General features: G+C 65.5%; 12 protein-coding genes and 1 tRNA gene. 5 read left to right on the top strand and 8 right to left on the bottom strand.

Going from position 1 to position 15,735, the window contains the following annotated elements:
• The first annotated feature begins 15 nt into the window (after positions 1 to 15).
• Complete coding sequence (locus ACIBW7_RS22515) at positions 16 to 930, top strand: putative PEP-binding protein (RefSeq protein ID WP_364471323.1); 915 nt, start codon at positions 16 to 18, stop codon at positions 928 to 930.
• Here ACIBW7_RS22515 and ACIBW7_RS22510 read toward each other — a convergent pair.
• Together ACIBW7_RS22510 and ACIBW7_RS22505 are read right to left on the bottom strand one after the other, a co-directional pair.
• On the bottom strand, positions 912 to 1,487 hold the full coding sequence (locus ACIBW7_RS22510; RefSeq protein ID WP_040695304.1) for a TerD family protein: 576 nt from the start codon (positions 1,485 to 1,487) through the stop codon (positions 912 to 914). The two genes, ACIBW7_RS22515 and ACIBW7_RS22510, sit on opposite strands and share 19 nt — an antisense overlap.
• Before the next feature lie 75 nt (positions 1,488 to 1,562).
• A complete protein-coding gene (locus ACIBW7_RS22505) occupies positions 1,563 to 2,006 on the bottom strand; it encodes a hypothetical protein (RefSeq protein WP_063036657.1) in 444 nt (147 codons plus the stop codon).
• Between the two features lie 710 nt (positions 2,007 to 2,716).
• Here ACIBW7_RS22505 and ACIBW7_RS22500 point away from each other — a divergent pair.
• Complete coding sequence (locus tag ACIBW7_RS22500; RefSeq protein WP_397049945.1) at positions 2,717 to 4,168, top strand: stealth family protein; 1,452 nt, start codon at positions 2,717 to 2,719, stop codon at positions 4,166 to 4,168.
• On the opposite strand, the gene ACIBW7_RS22495 is transcribed toward ACIBW7_RS22500, so the two are convergent.
• The 6 genes from ACIBW7_RS22495 to ACIBW7_RS22470 all read right to left on the bottom strand — a co-directional run bounded on the left by ACIBW7_RS22495 (position 4,119) and on the right by ACIBW7_RS22470 (position 12,561).
• Complete coding sequence (locus ACIBW7_RS22495; RefSeq protein ID WP_397049240.1) at positions 4,119 to 5,069, bottom strand: phosphodiesterase; 951 nt, start codon at positions 5,067 to 5,069, stop codon at positions 4,119 to 4,121. The genes ACIBW7_RS22500 and ACIBW7_RS22495 overlap by 50 nt on opposite strands.
• Positions 5,070 to 5,241: 172 nt before the next feature.
• Positions 5,242 to 6,333, bottom strand: a complete 1,092-nt coding sequence (locus ACIBW7_RS22490) for a glycerol dehydrogenase (RefSeq protein ID WP_397049238.1) — start codon at positions 6,331 to 6,333, stop codon at positions 5,242 to 5,244.
• A gap of 131 nt (positions 6,334 to 6,464) precedes the next feature.
• Positions 6,465 to 7,097, bottom strand: a complete 633-nt coding sequence (locus tag ACIBW7_RS22485) for a MazG family protein (protein ID WP_397049943.1) — start codon at positions 7,095 to 7,097, stop codon at positions 6,465 to 6,467.
• Between the two features lie 188 nt (positions 7,098 to 7,285).
• Positions 7,286 to 10,900, bottom strand: coding sequence for a transcription-repair coupling factor (gene mfd, locus ACIBW7_RS22480; protein WP_397049236.1), 3,615 nt, complete (start codon positions 10,898 to 10,900; stop codon positions 7,286 to 7,288).
• 217 nt (positions 10,901 to 11,117) lie between these two features.
• Entirely contained in the window at positions 11,118 to 11,765 is a 648-nt protein-coding gene (locus tag ACIBW7_RS22475; RefSeq protein ID WP_364341149.1) for a TetR/AcrR family transcriptional regulator, read from the bottom strand.
• Between the two features lie 181 nt (positions 11,766 to 11,946).
• Positions 11,947 to 12,561, bottom strand: coding sequence for a TetR/AcrR family transcriptional regulator (locus ACIBW7_RS22470; protein ID WP_397049941.1), 615 nt, complete (start codon positions 12,559 to 12,561; stop codon positions 11,947 to 11,949).
• Positions 12,562 to 12,980: 419 nt separating this feature from the next.
• On the opposite strand from ACIBW7_RS22470, the gene ACIBW7_RS22465 reads away from it, so the two are divergent.
• The 3 genes from ACIBW7_RS22465 to ACIBW7_RS22455 all read left to right on the top strand — a co-directional run bounded on the left by ACIBW7_RS22465 (position 12,981) and on the right by ACIBW7_RS22455 (position 15,635).
• A tRNA-Gln gene (locus tag ACIBW7_RS22465) sits at positions 12,981 to 13,051 on the top strand.
• Between the two features lie 116 nt (positions 13,052 to 13,167).
• The gene (gene glmU / locus ACIBW7_RS22460; protein WP_397049234.1) at positions 13,168 to 14,658 is read left to right on the top strand and encodes a bifunctional UDP-N-acetylglucosamine diphosphorylase/glucosamine-1-phosphate N-acetyltransferase GlmU; all 1,491 of its coding nucleotides are present in this window, start codon (positions 13,168 to 13,170) and stop codon (positions 14,656 to 14,658) included.
• Positions 14,655 to 15,635 (top strand): ribose-phosphate diphosphokinase, encoded by a 981-nt coding sequence (locus tag ACIBW7_RS22455; RefSeq protein WP_397049233.1) that lies wholly within the window; start codon positions 14,655 to 14,657, stop codon positions 15,633 to 15,635. The genes glmU and ACIBW7_RS22455 overlap by 4 nt, the downstream gene beginning before the upstream one ends.
• The last annotated feature ends 100 nt before the right edge of the window (positions 15,636 to 15,735 follow it).

The raw sequence follows: 15,735 nt of genomic DNA, 5'->3' as shown, positions 1-15,735 counted from the left end.
GATAGCGTGCGGGGAATGCGGCAGAGCCTGGCATTGAGTTGTGAGCGGATCTCCGCTGAACTGCTCGACCACTTCGACGGGGTCGGGATGGTGCGCGGCGAGTACGTGTTCCGCGCGGCCGGGAAATATCCGACACCCGAATCGGTTTCGGGTTATCTCGTGCCATATCTGCGCCATATCGCGAAGCGGGCCGACGGAACGATCTGGTATCGCACCATGGAAGCCGATACCGCCGAATGCAATATCCTCGACGGCGTCGAAGAGATCATCGACGAGCCGCATAAACTGCTCGGCCTACGCGGTATTCGCCGAGCGCGTCGCTTTCCCGACGCATTCGTCGCCGAACTCGAGGGCATTGCGCAGGTGCGCGACGAGGGCGCGGATATCGGTGTGCTTTTCCCCTTCGTCACCTATGTCGACGAATTGCAGTGGGCCATCGAGCAAACCAGGGCCGTGATCGGCGACTGCCCGGTCGCCACCATGATCGAGATCCCGTCGCTGCTGCTAGAGGTCGACCGGGTCGTGACCACCGGGGTGTCACGGGTCGTGATCGGCTGCAACGATCTGTCCTCGCTGCTGCTCGGCCAGGCGCGCGCCAGCCTGCGGCCGGTTCGCCCGGTTCCGCCGCTGCTGCGCGCGATCGAGCGCGTCACCATGGTGGCCGCCGCCGCGGGCGTGCGGACCGCGGTCGCGGGTTATCTGCATCCGGACCTGCTCGCGGCCTGCGCGAACCTCGGCGTCGATGAATGCGTGCTGCACTATTCCGATCTGCCCGAAGTGCTGGGTGAGCAGTTCGCGGACCTGCCGGATCTCGATGTGCTGCAAGCGATCAAGCGCAAGACGCGCGCCGCGATCGCGGTATACGAGGCGGAGCGGGCGGCCGGTTCCGATCCCGACCACCCGCACGCCCATCAGACGTTGACGCCGTAATCGCGGGCGATACCCGCGAGCCCGGAGGCATAGCCCTGACCGATGGCACGGAACTTCCATTCGTTGCCGTACCGGTACAACTCCCCGAACACCATGGCGGTCTCGGTGGACGCATCCTCGGTGAGGTCATACCGGGCCAGCTCGGCGCCCGTGGTCGCGTCGACCACGCGGATGTAGGCGTTGCGGATCTGGCCGAACGACTGTCCGCGCGCATCGGCATCGTGAATGGAGACCGGGAAGAAGATATTGGTGATCGTCGGCGGCGTCGCCGCCAGATCGACATTGATCACCTCGTCATCGCCTTCACCCTCACCGGTGAGATTGTCACCGGTATGTTCGATCGTGCCCTCGGGCGAGCGCAGATTGTTGTAGAACACGAAGTGCTGATCGGACAGCACGCGCTGATTCGGCCCGGTGGCGAGCGCACTCGCATCGAGGTCGTAATCGGCCCCGGTGGTCGTTCGCACATCCCAACCGAGCCCCACCGCAACCTTGGTGAGGTTGGCGGCCTGCTTCGACAGCGAGACATTTCCGCCTTTGGCCAATGTGACGCTCATGATCCCCTTCCATTCGACGCGTTCGCGCCGCCTTTCATCACGGTTATTACTCTGTACCGGACAGCTTGTGCCGGTTCAGTTCTCGATATCGGCCCACGCGCGCAGCGTCTGCACGCGCCCTTCGAGCGCATGCAATTCGCTCGCGTCGAGGACGGTGCGCTCGATTCCGTGCGCCACCGCGAAGGCCGACTGCCGGTGGTCATCGATGACTTCGACATCGATCTGGACCGCGACATAGTCTGTCGCACCGGGCATTTCCTCGGCGATAACCCGCGCCTGCCCGCGCGCACACAGCGCGACATTGCCACCGCCGAGAATCAGCAGTGCGACATCGGGCCGTTCGCGCAAGCGCGCCAGCGAACCGCGATCGAATTTCAGGCTGAGCAGAATCCGCCGATCATCCGCACGCACCGGCCAGGACACCGGAATCGCATGCGGCGCTGGGTCGGTGGTGACCAGCACCGCGATCGTCTCCTGGGGCCATTCCGGAAGTACGTCCAGTTCGGGATGATCGGCCATAGAGTGGTCCTGACGTTGCACGGGGCTCGCTCCGGCTGCCATGTTCGTCACCTCTTGATCGCTGCAACGCGGCGGGCTGTGCCACGTTGCCTGCAAGTCTAAGGTGCTGCGGCCCTTGTTCGCTGGCGCTGCGACCTTTGTCCGAAGTGCTCACAGGCACCTCTCAGGACACCGATACGGGTCGCTGGTGATGGGCAGCGCCCCGGCCCAGGCGCGGAGCCATCTCCTCGCTCGGCATTATGCGGTAAGGCTACCCTAATTTCAATCGGACAAGTTGGCGAGCCCCCTGTCCGGGACACCCTTCGGCTGTCCGGATTGACGGGTCGGCACAGTCGATGCATCATTGCTGATAGACCCTGCTCAGCAGGGCTTCTCCATTCGCCGGCCGATGTCTGTCCGGCCCGCGTGCTGCTCTCGGGCCCGCTCGGCCGCCGCGCCCTGCCCGCACCGACAGCACTACCCCAAAAGACGCACTGGCGTCCGGCCGTGAGTGAGGTGAGAACGACATGGTGTACCGATCGTCTGAGACCCGGCTGATCACTTCGTTCCTGCACTACGGCATCGTCCCGAATTTCTGAATTCAGCCGCGCCGGGCACGGCAACCGCAGACGACGTCCGTCGACGCCGTCCGCGGCGGTGCCCGGGTTGTAGCGCGGCGCCACGGGACATTTCGGCACACATACGGACGTGGGAGCAGACACATGGTTGATATGAGGGCAACGAATTCCGGCGCGGTCGATATGGTGGCGTGGCCGACGGCAGGCAATCTCGTCGTCTCGCCCGCGATGCTGGACGACCTGGGCTATCTGCGCGGCGAGTTGGCGGCCGCGGAGGTGCCGTTCCTGCTGATTCGCGATGGCGGACATCGGCTGGCACTGGCCGCGGATGCCGCGCACCAGACGATGGTGCGCCGGGTGGCGGCCACCGCGATCGCCGCGGGTTTCGCGTGTGCCGAGGTGCAGCACAATGTCTTCCGGCTCAGTCGCGATGCCGATCCGGCGCATTATGTGGATCTGGAGTTGTGGGAGTACCACGGCGACACCGTCGAATGCCCGCGGCCGAATGCGTTCACCCGCAATGTCTTCGACCTCGCCGATGTCGAGCACACGGAAGTTCGCCTGTTCGACCGCAATTGGCCGACATTGACGGATATGTTCGCACCACAGCCGACCGATGTCGGCTTCGATATCGATCTGGTGTTCTCCTGGGTCGATGGCACCGATCCCGAATTCCGCGCGCGCCGTGCGGGAATGCTGGCCCAGGTCGTGGTCGGCGAGGGCGATGACGCGGATGCTCGGATCCGGCAGATCGACGAACTGAAGTACGCACTGCGCTCGGTGTACAAGAACGCGCCGTGGATTCGGCGGATCTTCATCGCGACCGATTCCGCGGTGCCGGAATGGCTCGACGAACATCCGCGGGTGACAGTGGTGCGCGCGGTCGATCACTTCAGCGATACCAGCGGGCTGCCCACCTTCAATTCCCATGCGGTGGAATGCCAACTGCAGCATATCGATGGGCTCAGCGAGCATTTCCTGTACTCGAACGACGATATGTTCTTCGCCCGGCCGGTGCGTCCGTCGATGTTCTTCAGCCCGGCCGGGGTGAGCCGGTTCATCGAAGCCGGCACCCGCATCGGACCGGGCCGAAATAACGAGTGGCGCAGTGGCTTCGAGAATGCGGCGCGGGTGAACCGGGAATTGCTGGCCAGGCGGTTCGGGCATGTCATCATCCGGCATCTGGAACACACACCGGTTCCGTTGCGGCGCAGCGTATTACTCGAGATGGAGCAGGAGTTCGCGACCGACTTCGCGCGGACCAGGGCGAGCAGATTCCGTGCGGCCACAGATATTTCGGTGACGAACTCGCTGTACCACTACTACGCCATGCTCACCGGGCGCGCGGTGCCGCAGGAGATGGCGCGGATGCGCTATGTCGACACCACGAGTCAACGCGGGCTCGCCCTGCTCGACGCACTCGCCGAAAACCGTGAGGTCGACTTCTTCTGCCTCAACGACGGCAGTTTCCCCGAAGTCACGGAGGCCGATCGAGTGCGCGCGGTGTCGGAGTTCCTGTCCGCTTACTTCCCGGAGCACGCGCCGTGGGAACGGGTCAGTGCACGGCCTCGTCGTCTTCCGGAGTCTGCGCCTGGCGCCGCATAACCCGCGGGATGCGCGCGGCGGGCGGGATCACGATGCCCTCCTCGGCCAGCTTGCGCGCCACCTCTTCCGGGGTGGACGGGGAGCCGACGGTCGGGCCGCGATCGATCGGGACCACCGAGTGAACGATGGTGTCCGGGTAGATGTGCACGTAGTTGAAGGCCTGCGCGCCGTCGCGGCCGCGCAGGCCACCCTCGGCGACGGCCAGATCCTGGCTGTAGCAGGTCGCCGAGGCGACCGAAACCGGGATGCCCGCGAAGGTGGCGCTGGTCGAAAAGTGCAGGTGCCCAGCCAGAATCGCGCGCACGTCGGTACCGTCGAGCACATCGGCCAGCCTGCGCTGATCACGCAGTTCGACGGTGACAGCGAGATCGAGCACGCACGGCACCGGCGGGTGGTGCATCGCCAGAATCGTGCCGAACGGGGCGGGTTCGGCGAGTACCGATCGCAGCCAGGCCAACTGTTCATCGCGGATTTCGCCGTAGTGGTGGCCGGGGACGCTGGTGTCCAGGGCGATGATGCGCAGGCCGTCGATCATGTGCACCCGATCCAGCGGCTTGGTCGACGGGCGCTCGCCGAGCAGGGTCCGGCGCAGTTCGCCGCGATCGTCGTGATTGCCGGTGACCCATACGATCGGCGCGCGCAATCGGCGCGCGAACGGTTCCACGATGGCGCGGAGCTTCTCGTATGCGTCCGGCTCGCCCCTATCGGTGAGGTCACCGGTGAAGACGATCGCCGTCGGCCGGATGCGGCTGGCCGCGGCCTGGTCGAGCAACTGTCGAAGACGCAGATCCGCGTCCACGTCGCCGTACAACTCGCCGTCGTCGGCGATCAAATGAGTATCGCTGAAATGGAACAGCACGTGATTCGGTCGCGGGTGCTCCGCGACTCTGCTGGTGGGCACCGGACCGAACGTCCTCCCCGGCGGATTTGCCCGCCATTGGCTTCGGGTTCCATCGCCAGGATAGCGAAGCCGTATTGACAGACTGCCCGCCCCACGGTGACAAACTGCTTGCGGGTAGGTGAGGGTTAGGTGTCATCACGCCCGGTCCGGGAGTTTCCGGGCACGACTGTTCTCAGCGGGTGCCGAGGCTGTCGGCGGTGCGGAGGGCGTCCAGGACCATGGGGGTGTCGACGGTGAAGGGTTCGTTGTGAATTGTTTCGCCGGGGGCGGTGGCGCGTTCGGCGATGGCGGTCAGGGTTCGGTTGTCGGGATCGGTCAGGCCGAGTGCGGCGAACGTGGTTGGTAGGCCGACCGATGTGCAGAACTCGAGGACCGTTGAAATCTCTCGGGTGGGAGCGCCTTCCAATACCAGCTGGGTGAGGACGCCGAAGGCTACCTTTTCGCCGTGCAGGTATGGGTGGGTTCGGGGGGCGGCGGTCAGGCCGTTGTGGATGGCGTGGGCGGCCGCGAGACCGGAGGATTCGAAGCCTAAACCGGAGAGCAGGGTGTTGGCCTCGACGATACGTTCGAGGGCCGGGGTGACGGTGTGATTGCGGACCGCGGCGAGGGCGTGGATTCCGTCGGCGAGCAGGGTGCTGTAGCAGAGTTCGGCCAATGCGGTGGCACTGCGGGTGGAGGCGCCGCCGCGCATATTCCGGACCCGCGCGGCACTGCAGGTCCGCGCCTCGAACCAGGTCGCGAGCGCATCGCCCATCCCCGCGGTGAGCAGCCGCGCCGGAGCCTGCGCGATAGCGGACGTATCGACCAGCACCAACGCCGGATTCCGCCGAACCAGCTGATAGGCCTCGAACTCCCCGGCGTCGGTATAGATCACCGACAACGCACTGCACGGCGCGTCACTGGACGCCGTCGTAGGGCAACTGATCATCGGCAGTTCCAGATCATCGGCCACCGCCCGAGCCGTATCGAGCACCTTGCCCCCACCGGCCCCCAACACCACCGTGCTCCCACTCTCCTGCACAGCCGCGGTCACCCGCGCGATCTCGGCCCGACTGCACTCACCCCCGGAGCGATGTACCGAATACTCGATCTTCGCCTCGGTAAGCGACTCCTGCCACGTCTGCGCCAACAACCGATGCGCACTGGCCCCCGCCACAATCATCACCGGCCCCGCGATCCCCAACCGCGTCATCTCCGCCCCGAGCGCCCCCGTCGCGTCCCGCCCCTGCACATAATGCCCCGGCGAAGAAAACACACTCAGCATCTGCCACCTCCCGATCGCGGGCACCGCCGATTCGCCCACACCACCGCTGCCCGACCGCCGACTCCGTATCGCAAACGCTACGCGCCCCCGATTGAGCCATCAGGTGTATTCGAAGCTTGCCCGACGCCCGGCTACTGCAACCAGTACTTGCGCCAATCGGCGGCCGATAACGGGACACGTTCGCCGCGGGCGGCTTCGGCGGCGTCTTCGGTGGCGCGGATTTCCGATGCGAAAGACAAGGTGGCCTTGCGGAGGCGTTCTTCGGCGCTGTCTTCGCCGCCCAAGTCGACGGTGTGGAGGGTGTCCGGGATCAGGTCTTCGGGCAGGCCTGCCTTGAGGCTGCGGGCGCGGATCTTCTCGGCCAGGGCCAGGGCGGGTTGGGCCATGGCTATGCCGTCGAGGCAGGAACGGCGGGATTTTTCGGCGGATTTGCGTTCCTCCCAGGCTTTTTCCTGGGCGGCGATCTTTTCCGCGACAGTGGCCGACGGATCGATGGGTTCGTCGGCGAGGTGCGGGCTGCGGTTGACGAGTTTAGCGACCAGTGCGGCGGCCACATCGTCGACGGTGAATTCGCCTGCGGCCTGGGCGATTCGGGAGTGGAACAGTACCTGCAGCAGCAGGTCGCCGAGTTCTTCCTTGATAGTTTCGGCGTCGTTGTGCTGGATGGCGTCGAGCAGTTCGTAGGTTTCCTCGAGCAGATAGGGGCGCAGCGAGTCGTGGGTTTGCGTCACCTCCCAGCCGCCGAAGTTCCACAGCCGGTCCATCACCTCGACGGCGTCGCCCAACCCCGCCGCCAACAGAGCGGCATCGGTTCGGCCGGATTCGGCCGCCGCCCGCTCGAGATCATCGGCGATCGCTTCGGGCGCCGCGTGCTCATGGGCACCATTGGCCCGTCCCGCCTCCACCGCCGCATGCCGGGCGGCCCGCAGAACGGCTTCGTCGCGGTCCGAACTCATCGAGCCGCCGTGGCTTCGGTGGCGACCCGCAGCTCGACGAAGCCCTTCGGCTTGCCATCCAACTGCAGCAACAGGTCGGCGACGAATTGCAACAGGACGACGTCGCGCACCCGGTCGGCGCCGACACTGTCCTCGACCCGGGGCAGCGGCAACTGCACCACCCCACTCGCCGCGCGATAGCCCGCGCTCGGGTACAGGCGCTTCAACCGCATCTGCTTGGAATCGGGCAGGCTCATCGGCGAAACCTTCAATGTGGTTCCGGTGACCGCGATTTCGGTGAGATCGTATTCCCGAGCCAGCAGGCGCAGTTTCGCCACCGACACCAACCTGCCGACCTCGACGGGCAGCGGCCCGTACCGGTCGACGAGCTCCTCGACAACCGACTCCAGCCCCGGATCATCCTGCGCCGCAGCAAGTTTGCGGTAGGCCTCCAACCGGAGCCGATCGCTGGTGATGTAATCGGGCGGAATGTGCGCGTCCACCGGGAGGTCGATGCGAACCTCCTTGACCTCCTCGGTCGTGATCGGCTTACCGTCGGCGGCGGCCCGATACGCCTCCACCGCCTCACCGACCAGCCGCACATACAGATCGAAGCCGACACCGGCCACATGCCCGGACTGCTCGGCGCCCAGCACATTTCCGGCACCACGGATTTCGAGGTCCTTCATGGCCACCGCCATACCCGCGCCGAGATCCGAGTTCTGCGAAATGGTGGCGAGCCGGTCGTAGGCGGTCTCGGTGAGGGGCTTCTCCGGCGGGTAGAGGAAGTAGGCGTATCCGCGTTCACGGCTGCGGCCGACGCGCCCACGCAACTGGTGCAGTTGCGAAAGACCGAGAGCGTCCGCGCGTTCCACGATCAACGTATTCGCATTGGAAATGTCGAGCCCGGTCTCGATGATGGTGGTACAGACCAGCACATCGAATTCACGCTCCCAGAATCCCTGCACGGTCTGTTCGAGCATGTCCTCGTTCATCTGACCGTGCGCGACCACCACCCGCGCCTCGGGCACCAGATCCCGGATCCGCTTTGCTGCCTTGTCGATCGACGAAACCCGGTTGTGCACGTAGAAGACCTGGCCGTCGCGCAGCAGCTCACGCCGAATCGCCGCGGTGACCTGCTTATCGTTGTACCCGCCGACATAGGTGAGCACCGGATGCCGCTCCTCCGGCGGCGTGAGGATGGTCGACATCTCGCGAATGCCCGCCAGGCTCATCTCCAGGGTGCGCGGAATCGGCGTAGCGGACATGGTCAACACGTCGACGTGCGTGCGCAGCGCCTTGATGTGCTCCTTGTGCTCGACACCGAAACGCTGTTCCTCGTCCACGACGACCAGGCCGAGGTCTTTCCACCGCACACCGGTCTGCAGCAGCCGGTGCGTACCGACCACGATATCGACGGCGCCGTCCGCCATCCCCTCCAGCACGGCGCGCGATTCGGCCGGATCGGTAAAGCGGGACAGCCCCTTCACGGTCACCGGGAATCCGCCGACGCGCTCGGTGAAGGTCTGCAGATGCTGTTGCGCCAGCAGGGTTGTCGGCACCAGTACAACGACCTGTTTACCGTCCTGCACCGCCTTGAATGCGGCGCGCACGGCGATCTCGGTCTTGCCGTAGCCGACATCACCACAGACCACGCGGTCCATCGGGACCGCCTTCTCCATATCGGCCTTCACCTCGGCAATGGCGGTCATCTGGTCGACGGTCTCGGTGAACGCGAACGCGTCCTCCATCTCCTTCTGCCACGGACTGTCCGGACCGAACGCATGTCCGGGCGCCGCCTGGCGCGCCGCGTACAGTTGCACCAGCTCGCCGGCGATCTCGCGAACCGCCTTGCGCGCCTTGCGTTTCGTATTCGCCCAGTCGGATCCGCCGAGCTTGGACAGACTCGGCATCTCACCGCCGACATAGCGCGAGAGCTGATCCAGCGATTCCATCGGCACGAACAGCCGGTCACCGGGCTGACCGCGCTTACCGGGCGCATATTCGATGACCAGGTATTCCCGCCGCGCCCCGCCGACGGTGCGTTCGATCATCTCGACGAACCGGCCGATGCCGTGCTGATCGTGCACCACCATATCGCCGGCGTTCAGCGCCAGCGGGTCGACTTGGTTGCGGCGCTTGGCCGGTAGCCGCTTCCCCTCCGCCGGTGCGGTGACCCGGTTGCCGGTGAGGTCGGATTCGGCGACGACCACCAGACCGGCGTCATCGAAGACCAAACCGTCGTGCAGCGAACCGCACAGCACACCGACCAGCCCGGGCGTCGGTTCCGCACCGGCTGCCAAGGTAGCTGCGGGCACGTCGGCATCCGAGAGCCGTTCCAGAATGCGTTGCGCCGTACCGTGACCCGCCACGACCACGACCGCACGCCCACCGGTCAGCACATGCGCGCGCAGCGATGCGAAGATCGTCGCCACCAACTCATCGGATCCGCGCGCCGCCGGACCGGCCAGCACCGGCAGCACGACCTCGGCGGGATCGCCGGAGGTCAGCGGGCTCAGACTCCACCACGGCAGCCCGTGTGCATTTGCGCTGTCATGGATTTCGGGCAGCGCGCGGTAACCAGAGGCGGCCAGATCGAGTCCGTGCCCGCCCAGCGGCGCGGCACCGCCGAACGAGGCGGCGGTCCACGATGCCTCCAGGAACTCCTCGCCGGTGCGCACCAGATCGGCTGCGCGCGTGCGGATCTTCTCCGGATCACACAGCAGCAGCTGGGTGCCCTCCGGCAAAATCTCGGTGAGCAGCCGCAATTCGCCGGGCTGCAGCACCGGCAGCAGCGCCTCCATGCCCTCGACCGGAATGCCCTCGGCAAGCTTCTCCAACATCTCGACCAGCGCCGCGTCGGCGGCATTCGCCACCGCGACCTCGGCGGCGCGCTCGCGTACGGCCTGGGTGAGCAACAGTTCTCGACACGGCGACGCGACGACAACATCCACCGTCAGATCGGTCAGCGAGCGCTGGTCGGCGACCGCGAAGGGCCGCAGCTCGGTCACCTCGTCACCCCAGAACTCCACGCGCACCGGATGATCCGCGGTCGGCGGGAACAGATCGAGGATGCCGCCGCGTACCGCGAACTCACCGCGCTTGCCGACCATATCGACGCGGGTGTAGGCGAATTCGATCAGGCGCAAGAGCAATTCGTCGAAATCGAACTCCGCGCCGACGCGCAGCACGATCGGTTCGATATCGCCGAGGCTCGCGGCCATCGGCTGCATCAGGGAGCGAACGGTCGTCACCACGACCCGCAGCGGTTCCGGAAATACCGGATCCTCCGGATGCGCCAGCCGCCGCAGCACCTCGAGCCTGCGCCCCACGGTGTCGGCACCCGGCGACAGCCGCTCATGCGGCAGCGTCTCCCAGGACGGGAACTGCGCGATCGCCGCGCCGAGGATTTCCTCCAGCTCGACCGTCAGATCGTCGGCTTCGCGCCCGGTCGCCGTCACCACTACCAGCGGCCGCTGGGCCGCGATCGTCGCCGCGACGAACGGCCGCACCGCCGATGGCCCGACCAACTCGACCGGCGACTTCCCGACCAGGTCAGCGACGGTCCGCAAGGCCGCATCGGCCCCGGCCACCGCGGCCAGTCCGGCAAGAGGTGGACGGTGGGTGGACATCGAACACTCCTGAGCTCAGGCGAGGTTTTAGGACGGCCAACCGAGTCTAGGCTCCCCCGCCTCCCCGAGTCTTTTGCCGGTCGTCAGGTGCCACGACACAGGCGTAGCGGGCCGGCGGTCGAGCGGGAGGTCGAGTTCTGGGCGTACCCGATGAGTTACCCATGTGCTCACGAAATCAGTCGACACGTCACAACCTACCAACGCGCTATGACACGTTTTACGGCACGTAGCGGCGTAGGCGGCGGGCGGCGAATTCCCGGAAGTACGAGAGCTTCTCCGGGGGCACGATCGACGGGAGCAGGAAGTACCAGGCCCGTTCCATCCGGGTGGCCATCTGATCGATCGAATCGGTGCCGACCGCGGTGATGTGCACGCCCGCGGTCATTTCCTGCAGTAGCAGGCCGATCACCTCGGCGTCCAGATCGGCCTCGAGGTCACCCTGGGCGATGGCCCGCTCGGATAGTACGCGGTAGGTATCGCCCCAGGTCTTGGCGATATTGTCGCCCTGGGCGCCGCGGTAGTCGCCGATCTGATGGGTCAGCTTGAGCATCGCGCCGACCATCGGATCGTTCATGGATAGGTCCGCGACGACATAGGTGATCCCGATACATGCCTCGAGCGCGGGCACTCTCGGATCGAAGAAACCCTGGCACGAACTGACCAGACGCTCATTGCCCTGGTCGACCACGGCGCGCGCTAGCTCTTCCTTCGAACCGAAGTGAAAGTACAAGGCGCCCTTGGTCACGTTCGACTGCGCGATGATCTCGCTCAGGCTCGCATTCGCATATCCCAAGCGCAGAAAGACATCGGCAGCGCCCGCCAGGACGGAATCGCGGGTGATCTCCGCGCGCGCTTGCCTAGCCATCAGATCCGCCTGTCATCCCTAAAACCAGCCATCCTGAAGTAGACCGACATCCCGAAGTAGACCGACTTACCGCTCGAACAGCACCCTGAGGATGGGTGAACCGTACCACCAGGTGAGCGCGCGCCAGCGAATTCGAGCATTCGGACGGGCATCCTGCGCAATTTTCTGGCAACCAATGCGGTCAATCCCCTGTACCGGCACGCCATTCCGAGCTCAGCTGCGGTCGGGCCTCCAGATGACTGAGGCCGTTCCAGCACAGGTTCACCAGATGTGCGGCCACAACCTCTTTCGACGGTTTGCGCTCGTCCAGCCACCAGGTCGCGGCGGTCGAGACCATGCCCACCAATGCCTGCGCATACAAACCGGTCAGGCTGGTATCGAAACCGCGGGCCTCGAAATCGCCGCCGAGAATATGCGCGACCTGGTTGGTGGCCTCGTTGAGCAGGCTCGAGTAGCGGCCCTCCGCGGTGGCTGCGGGCTGGTCGCGCACCAGGATTCGGAATCCGTCGGTGCGTTCCTCGATATAGGTCAGCAGTGCGAGCGCGACCTGTTCGAGCCGAATTCTGGACCGATTCTGGGTGAGCGAGGAGGTGATCATGTCCAGCAGCATCGACATCTCGCGGTCCACGACCACGGCGTAGAGCCCCTCCTTGCCGCCGAAGTGTTCGTACACCACGGGTTTGGAGACCTGGGCCCGCTGTGCGATCTCCTCGATCGAGGTCGCGTCGTAGCCGCGCTCGGCGAATAATGCGCGACCGATCTCGATCAACTGCTGCCGCCGCTGTGTACCCGTCATCCGCGGCCGGGAAACCCTGGGCGGCTCACCCGAAGACACCGTCCCGCCTCCTCGCGCATGCCAATAGTCGTCGGCCACAACTGTTCCAGACAGCTCCAACTCCCCTACCGTCACCCCCGTCCGGCCCGAGCGATAACTGATCTCGCACGAATATGGGTAACTCGCCGAGTACGCCCAGAATCCAGCCCCGACCTGGCCATCAGCCCGCGACGGAAACGGTCGAAGCGCCCAACGGCCGGCAAAAGTTCCGGGGCGGCGGGGGAGCATTTGCCCAGATAACGCGAACGGTGCGGACAGACGGCGACGATGGGTACCCCCTAATTCGGCGAAGCAGTTCGACGAACGGGAGGTCTTCATGCGAGGATTCATGCCGTGCCGCTGGCGCAGTGGCGGGTTTCGCAGATCCGCCGGTGTGACAATCCGCCGTAGTGTAATGGCAGCACCTCTGATTTTGGTTCAGATAGTTCAGGTTCGAGTCCTGGCGGCGGAGCACACCGGCACGATGGCTTATCGTTGGCCGCGCACATCGCTGAACAAGCACGACGACAGCGCTGACCAAGCACGACGACAGCCCCAAGCACGATGACAGGCAGCCGAGGGAGATCCATGCCACAGCAGACCGCCGTCGTCGTTCTCGCAGCCGGTGCCGGGACGCGAATGCGGTCGAAGACTCCTAAAGTGCTGCATTCGCTGGCCGGTCGAAGCATGCTCGCGCACGCGCTGCATGCGGCCAACGAGATCGACCCCGCGTTCCTCATCACCGTGGTAGGACACGATCGGGAACAAGTCGGCGCCGCGGTCGCCGCCGTCGCCGCCGACCTCGGCCGCGACATCACCACCGCCATCCAGGAAGAACAGCTCGGAACCGGCCACGCGGTGCAGTGCGCACTCGCGGCGGTTCCCGAGGATTTCACCGGTGACCTGCTGGTCACCTCCGCCGACGTGCCGCTGCTGGACGGGCACACCCTGTCCGCACTGCTCGACGAACACCGCAGCTACACCGAACGTTCCGCGGTCACGGTGCTGACCTTCGAACCGGACGACCCGAACGGCTACGGCCGCATCGTCCGCAATGCCGACGGCCAGGTCACCGAAATCGTCGAACATGCCGACGCCACCCCGGCGCAGTCGGCGATCACCGAGGTCAACTCCGGTGTCTACACCTTCGACGCGACCGTGCTGCGCACCATGATCGGACGCCTGTCCACCGCCAACGCCCAGCACGAGCTGTACCTGACCGATGTGCTGCGGCTGGCTCGCGAGGCCGGACATCCGGTGCACGGTGCACGCCTGCTCGACTCGGCCAAGGTCACCGGCGTCAACGACCGGGTGCAGATGTCGGAGGCCGCGCGCACCCTCAACCGCTACATCCTCGAACGGCATATGCGCGCCGGGGTCACGATCATCGATCCCGCGACCACCTGGGTGGACGCGAACGTGAAAATCGCCAGGGACGCCGAAATCCGGCCGGGTGTGCAGTTACTCGGCGGCACCGTCATCGGTGAGGACGCCGTGATCGGTCCGGATTCCACGCTCACCGATGTCATCGTCGGCAACGGCGCGCACGTCGTTCGCACCCACGGTGATCAGGCCGTGATCGGTCCCGGTGCGAATATCGGGCCGTTCAGCTATCTGCGCCCCGGCACCGTTGTCGGCGATTCCGGAAAGCTCGGCGCATTCGTCGAAACCAAGAACGCTTCGATCGGCGCGCACTCCAAAGTGCCGCACCTCACTTATGTCGGCGATGCCACCATCGGTGAGCACAGCAACATCGGCGCCTCCAGCGTTTTCGTCAATTACGACGGTGTGAAAAAGCACCACACCGTGGTCGGCTCGCATGTGCGGACCGGCAGCGACACCATGTTCGTCGCACCGGTGACGGTGGGTGACGGCGCTTATACGGCGGCGGGTACTGTGCTGCGTAGAAGCGTTCCGCCGGGGGCACTCGCGGTTTCAGGTGGGCCACAGAAAAACATTGAGGGCTGGGTGCAGCGCAACCGTCCGGGGACGGACGCGGCACGGGCGGCGGCGGAAGCCATCGCGACCAAAGAGATGTCGGGTCAGGCAATCGAGCAAAAGGATGGCAAACAGCAGTGACCGCGTCATGGATCGACAACCAGAAGAACCTGATGCTCTTCTCGGGACGCGCTCATCCTGAGCTGGCCGAGCAGGTAGCCAAGGAGCTCGACGTCCACGTCACCCCGCAGACCGCGCGCGACTTCGCCAACGGCGAGATCTTCGTCCGGTTCGAGGAGTCCGTGCGTGGCTCGGATGCCTTTGTGCTGCAGAGCTTTCCGGCCCCGCTGAACCAGTGGCTGATGGAACAGCTCATCATGATCGACGCGCTCAAGCGCGGTTCGGCCAAGCGGATCACCGCGGTGCTGCCCTTCTACCCGTACGCCCGTCAGGACAAGAAGCACCGCGGCCGCGAGCCCATCTCCGCCCGCCTGGTCGCCGACCTGCTCAAGACCGCAGGCGCGGACCGCATCATCACCGTCGACCTGCACACCGATCAGATCCAGGGCTTCTTCGACGGCCCGGTCGATCACATGCACGCCCAGCTGCAGCTGGCCGAGTACGTGCGCAACAACTACAGCCTCGAACACATCACCGTGGTCTCCCCCGATTCCGGTCGGGTGCGCGTCGCGGAGAAGTGGGCCGACTCGCTGGGCGGCTCGCCGCTGGCGTTCATCCACAAGACCCGCGACCCGCTGGTGCCGAACCAGATCAAGGCCAACCGCGTAGTCGGTGAGGTCGAGGGCCGCACCTGCATCCTGATCGACGACATGATCGACACCGGTGGCACCATCGCCGGCGCGGTCAAGGTGCTCAAGGAGGCCGGCGCCGGTGATGTCGTCATCGCCGCGACGCACGGCGTGCTGAGCCATCCGGCCGCCGAGCGCCTGGCCACCTGCGGCGCCAAGGAGGTCGTGGTCACCAATACGCTGCCGATCGACGAGGACAAGAAGTTCCCGCAGCTGACCGTGCTGTCGATCGCGCCGCTGCTGGCTCGCACGATTCGCGAGGTCTTCGAGAACGGTTCGGTCACCGGACTTTTCAACGGCAACGCATAAGTTTCACACTTCGTCGCGGCTCGGACCCAGGTCCGGGCCGCGACGTTTCTGTTTGTAAGGCTCGCTTCGGCGTGGTACCCATGGCGGGTAAGGATGACAA

The organism is Nocardia sp. NPDC049526 (genome assembly GCF_044465765.1).
Classification (GTDB): domain Bacteria; phylum Actinomycetota; class Actinomycetes; order Mycobacteriales; family Mycobacteriaceae; genus Nocardia.
The sequence above is the reverse complement of the archived record's forward strand: the minus strand, read 5'-3'. Positions and strand labels throughout refer to the sequence as shown.

Coding starts and splice junctions, on each gene's coding strand:
- ACIBW7_RS22470 (WP_397049941.1), bottom strand. CDS start 12,561: ATGACGGGTACACAGCGGCGGCAGCAGTTGATCGAGATCGGTCGCGCA.
- ACIBW7_RS22490 (WP_397049238.1), bottom strand. CDS start 6,333: ATGCTGAGTGTGTTTTCTTCGCCGGGGCATTATGTGCAGGGGCGGGAC.
- ACIBW7_RS22510 (WP_040695304.1), bottom strand. CDS start 1,487: ATGAGCGTCACATTGGCCAAAGGCGGAAATGTCTCGCTGTCGAAGCAG.
- ACIBW7_RS22505 (WP_063036657.1), bottom strand. CDS start 2,006: ATGGCCGATCATCCCGAACTGGACGTACTTCCGGAATGGCCCCAGGAG.
- glmU (WP_397049234.1), top strand. CDS start 13,168: ATGCCACAGCAGACCGCCGTCGTCGTTCTCGCAGCCGGTGCCGGGACG.
- ACIBW7_RS22515 (WP_364471323.1), top strand. CDS start 16: ATGCGGCAGAGCCTGGCATTGAGTTGTGAGCGGATCTCCGCTGAACTG.
- mfd (WP_397049236.1), bottom strand. CDS start 10,900: ATGTCCACCCACCGTCCACCTCTTGCCGGACTGGCCGCGGTGGCCGGG.
- ACIBW7_RS22485 (WP_397049943.1), bottom strand. CDS start 7,097: ATGGACCGGCTGTGGAACTTCGGCGGCTGGGAGGTGACGCAAACCCAC.
- ACIBW7_RS22475 (WP_364341149.1), bottom strand. CDS start 11,765: ATGGCTAGGCAAGCGCGCGCGGAGATCACCCGCGATTCCGTCCTGGCG.
- ACIBW7_RS22500 (WP_397049945.1), top strand. CDS start 2,717: ATGAGGGCAACGAATTCCGGCGCGGTCGATATGGTGGCGTGGCCGACG.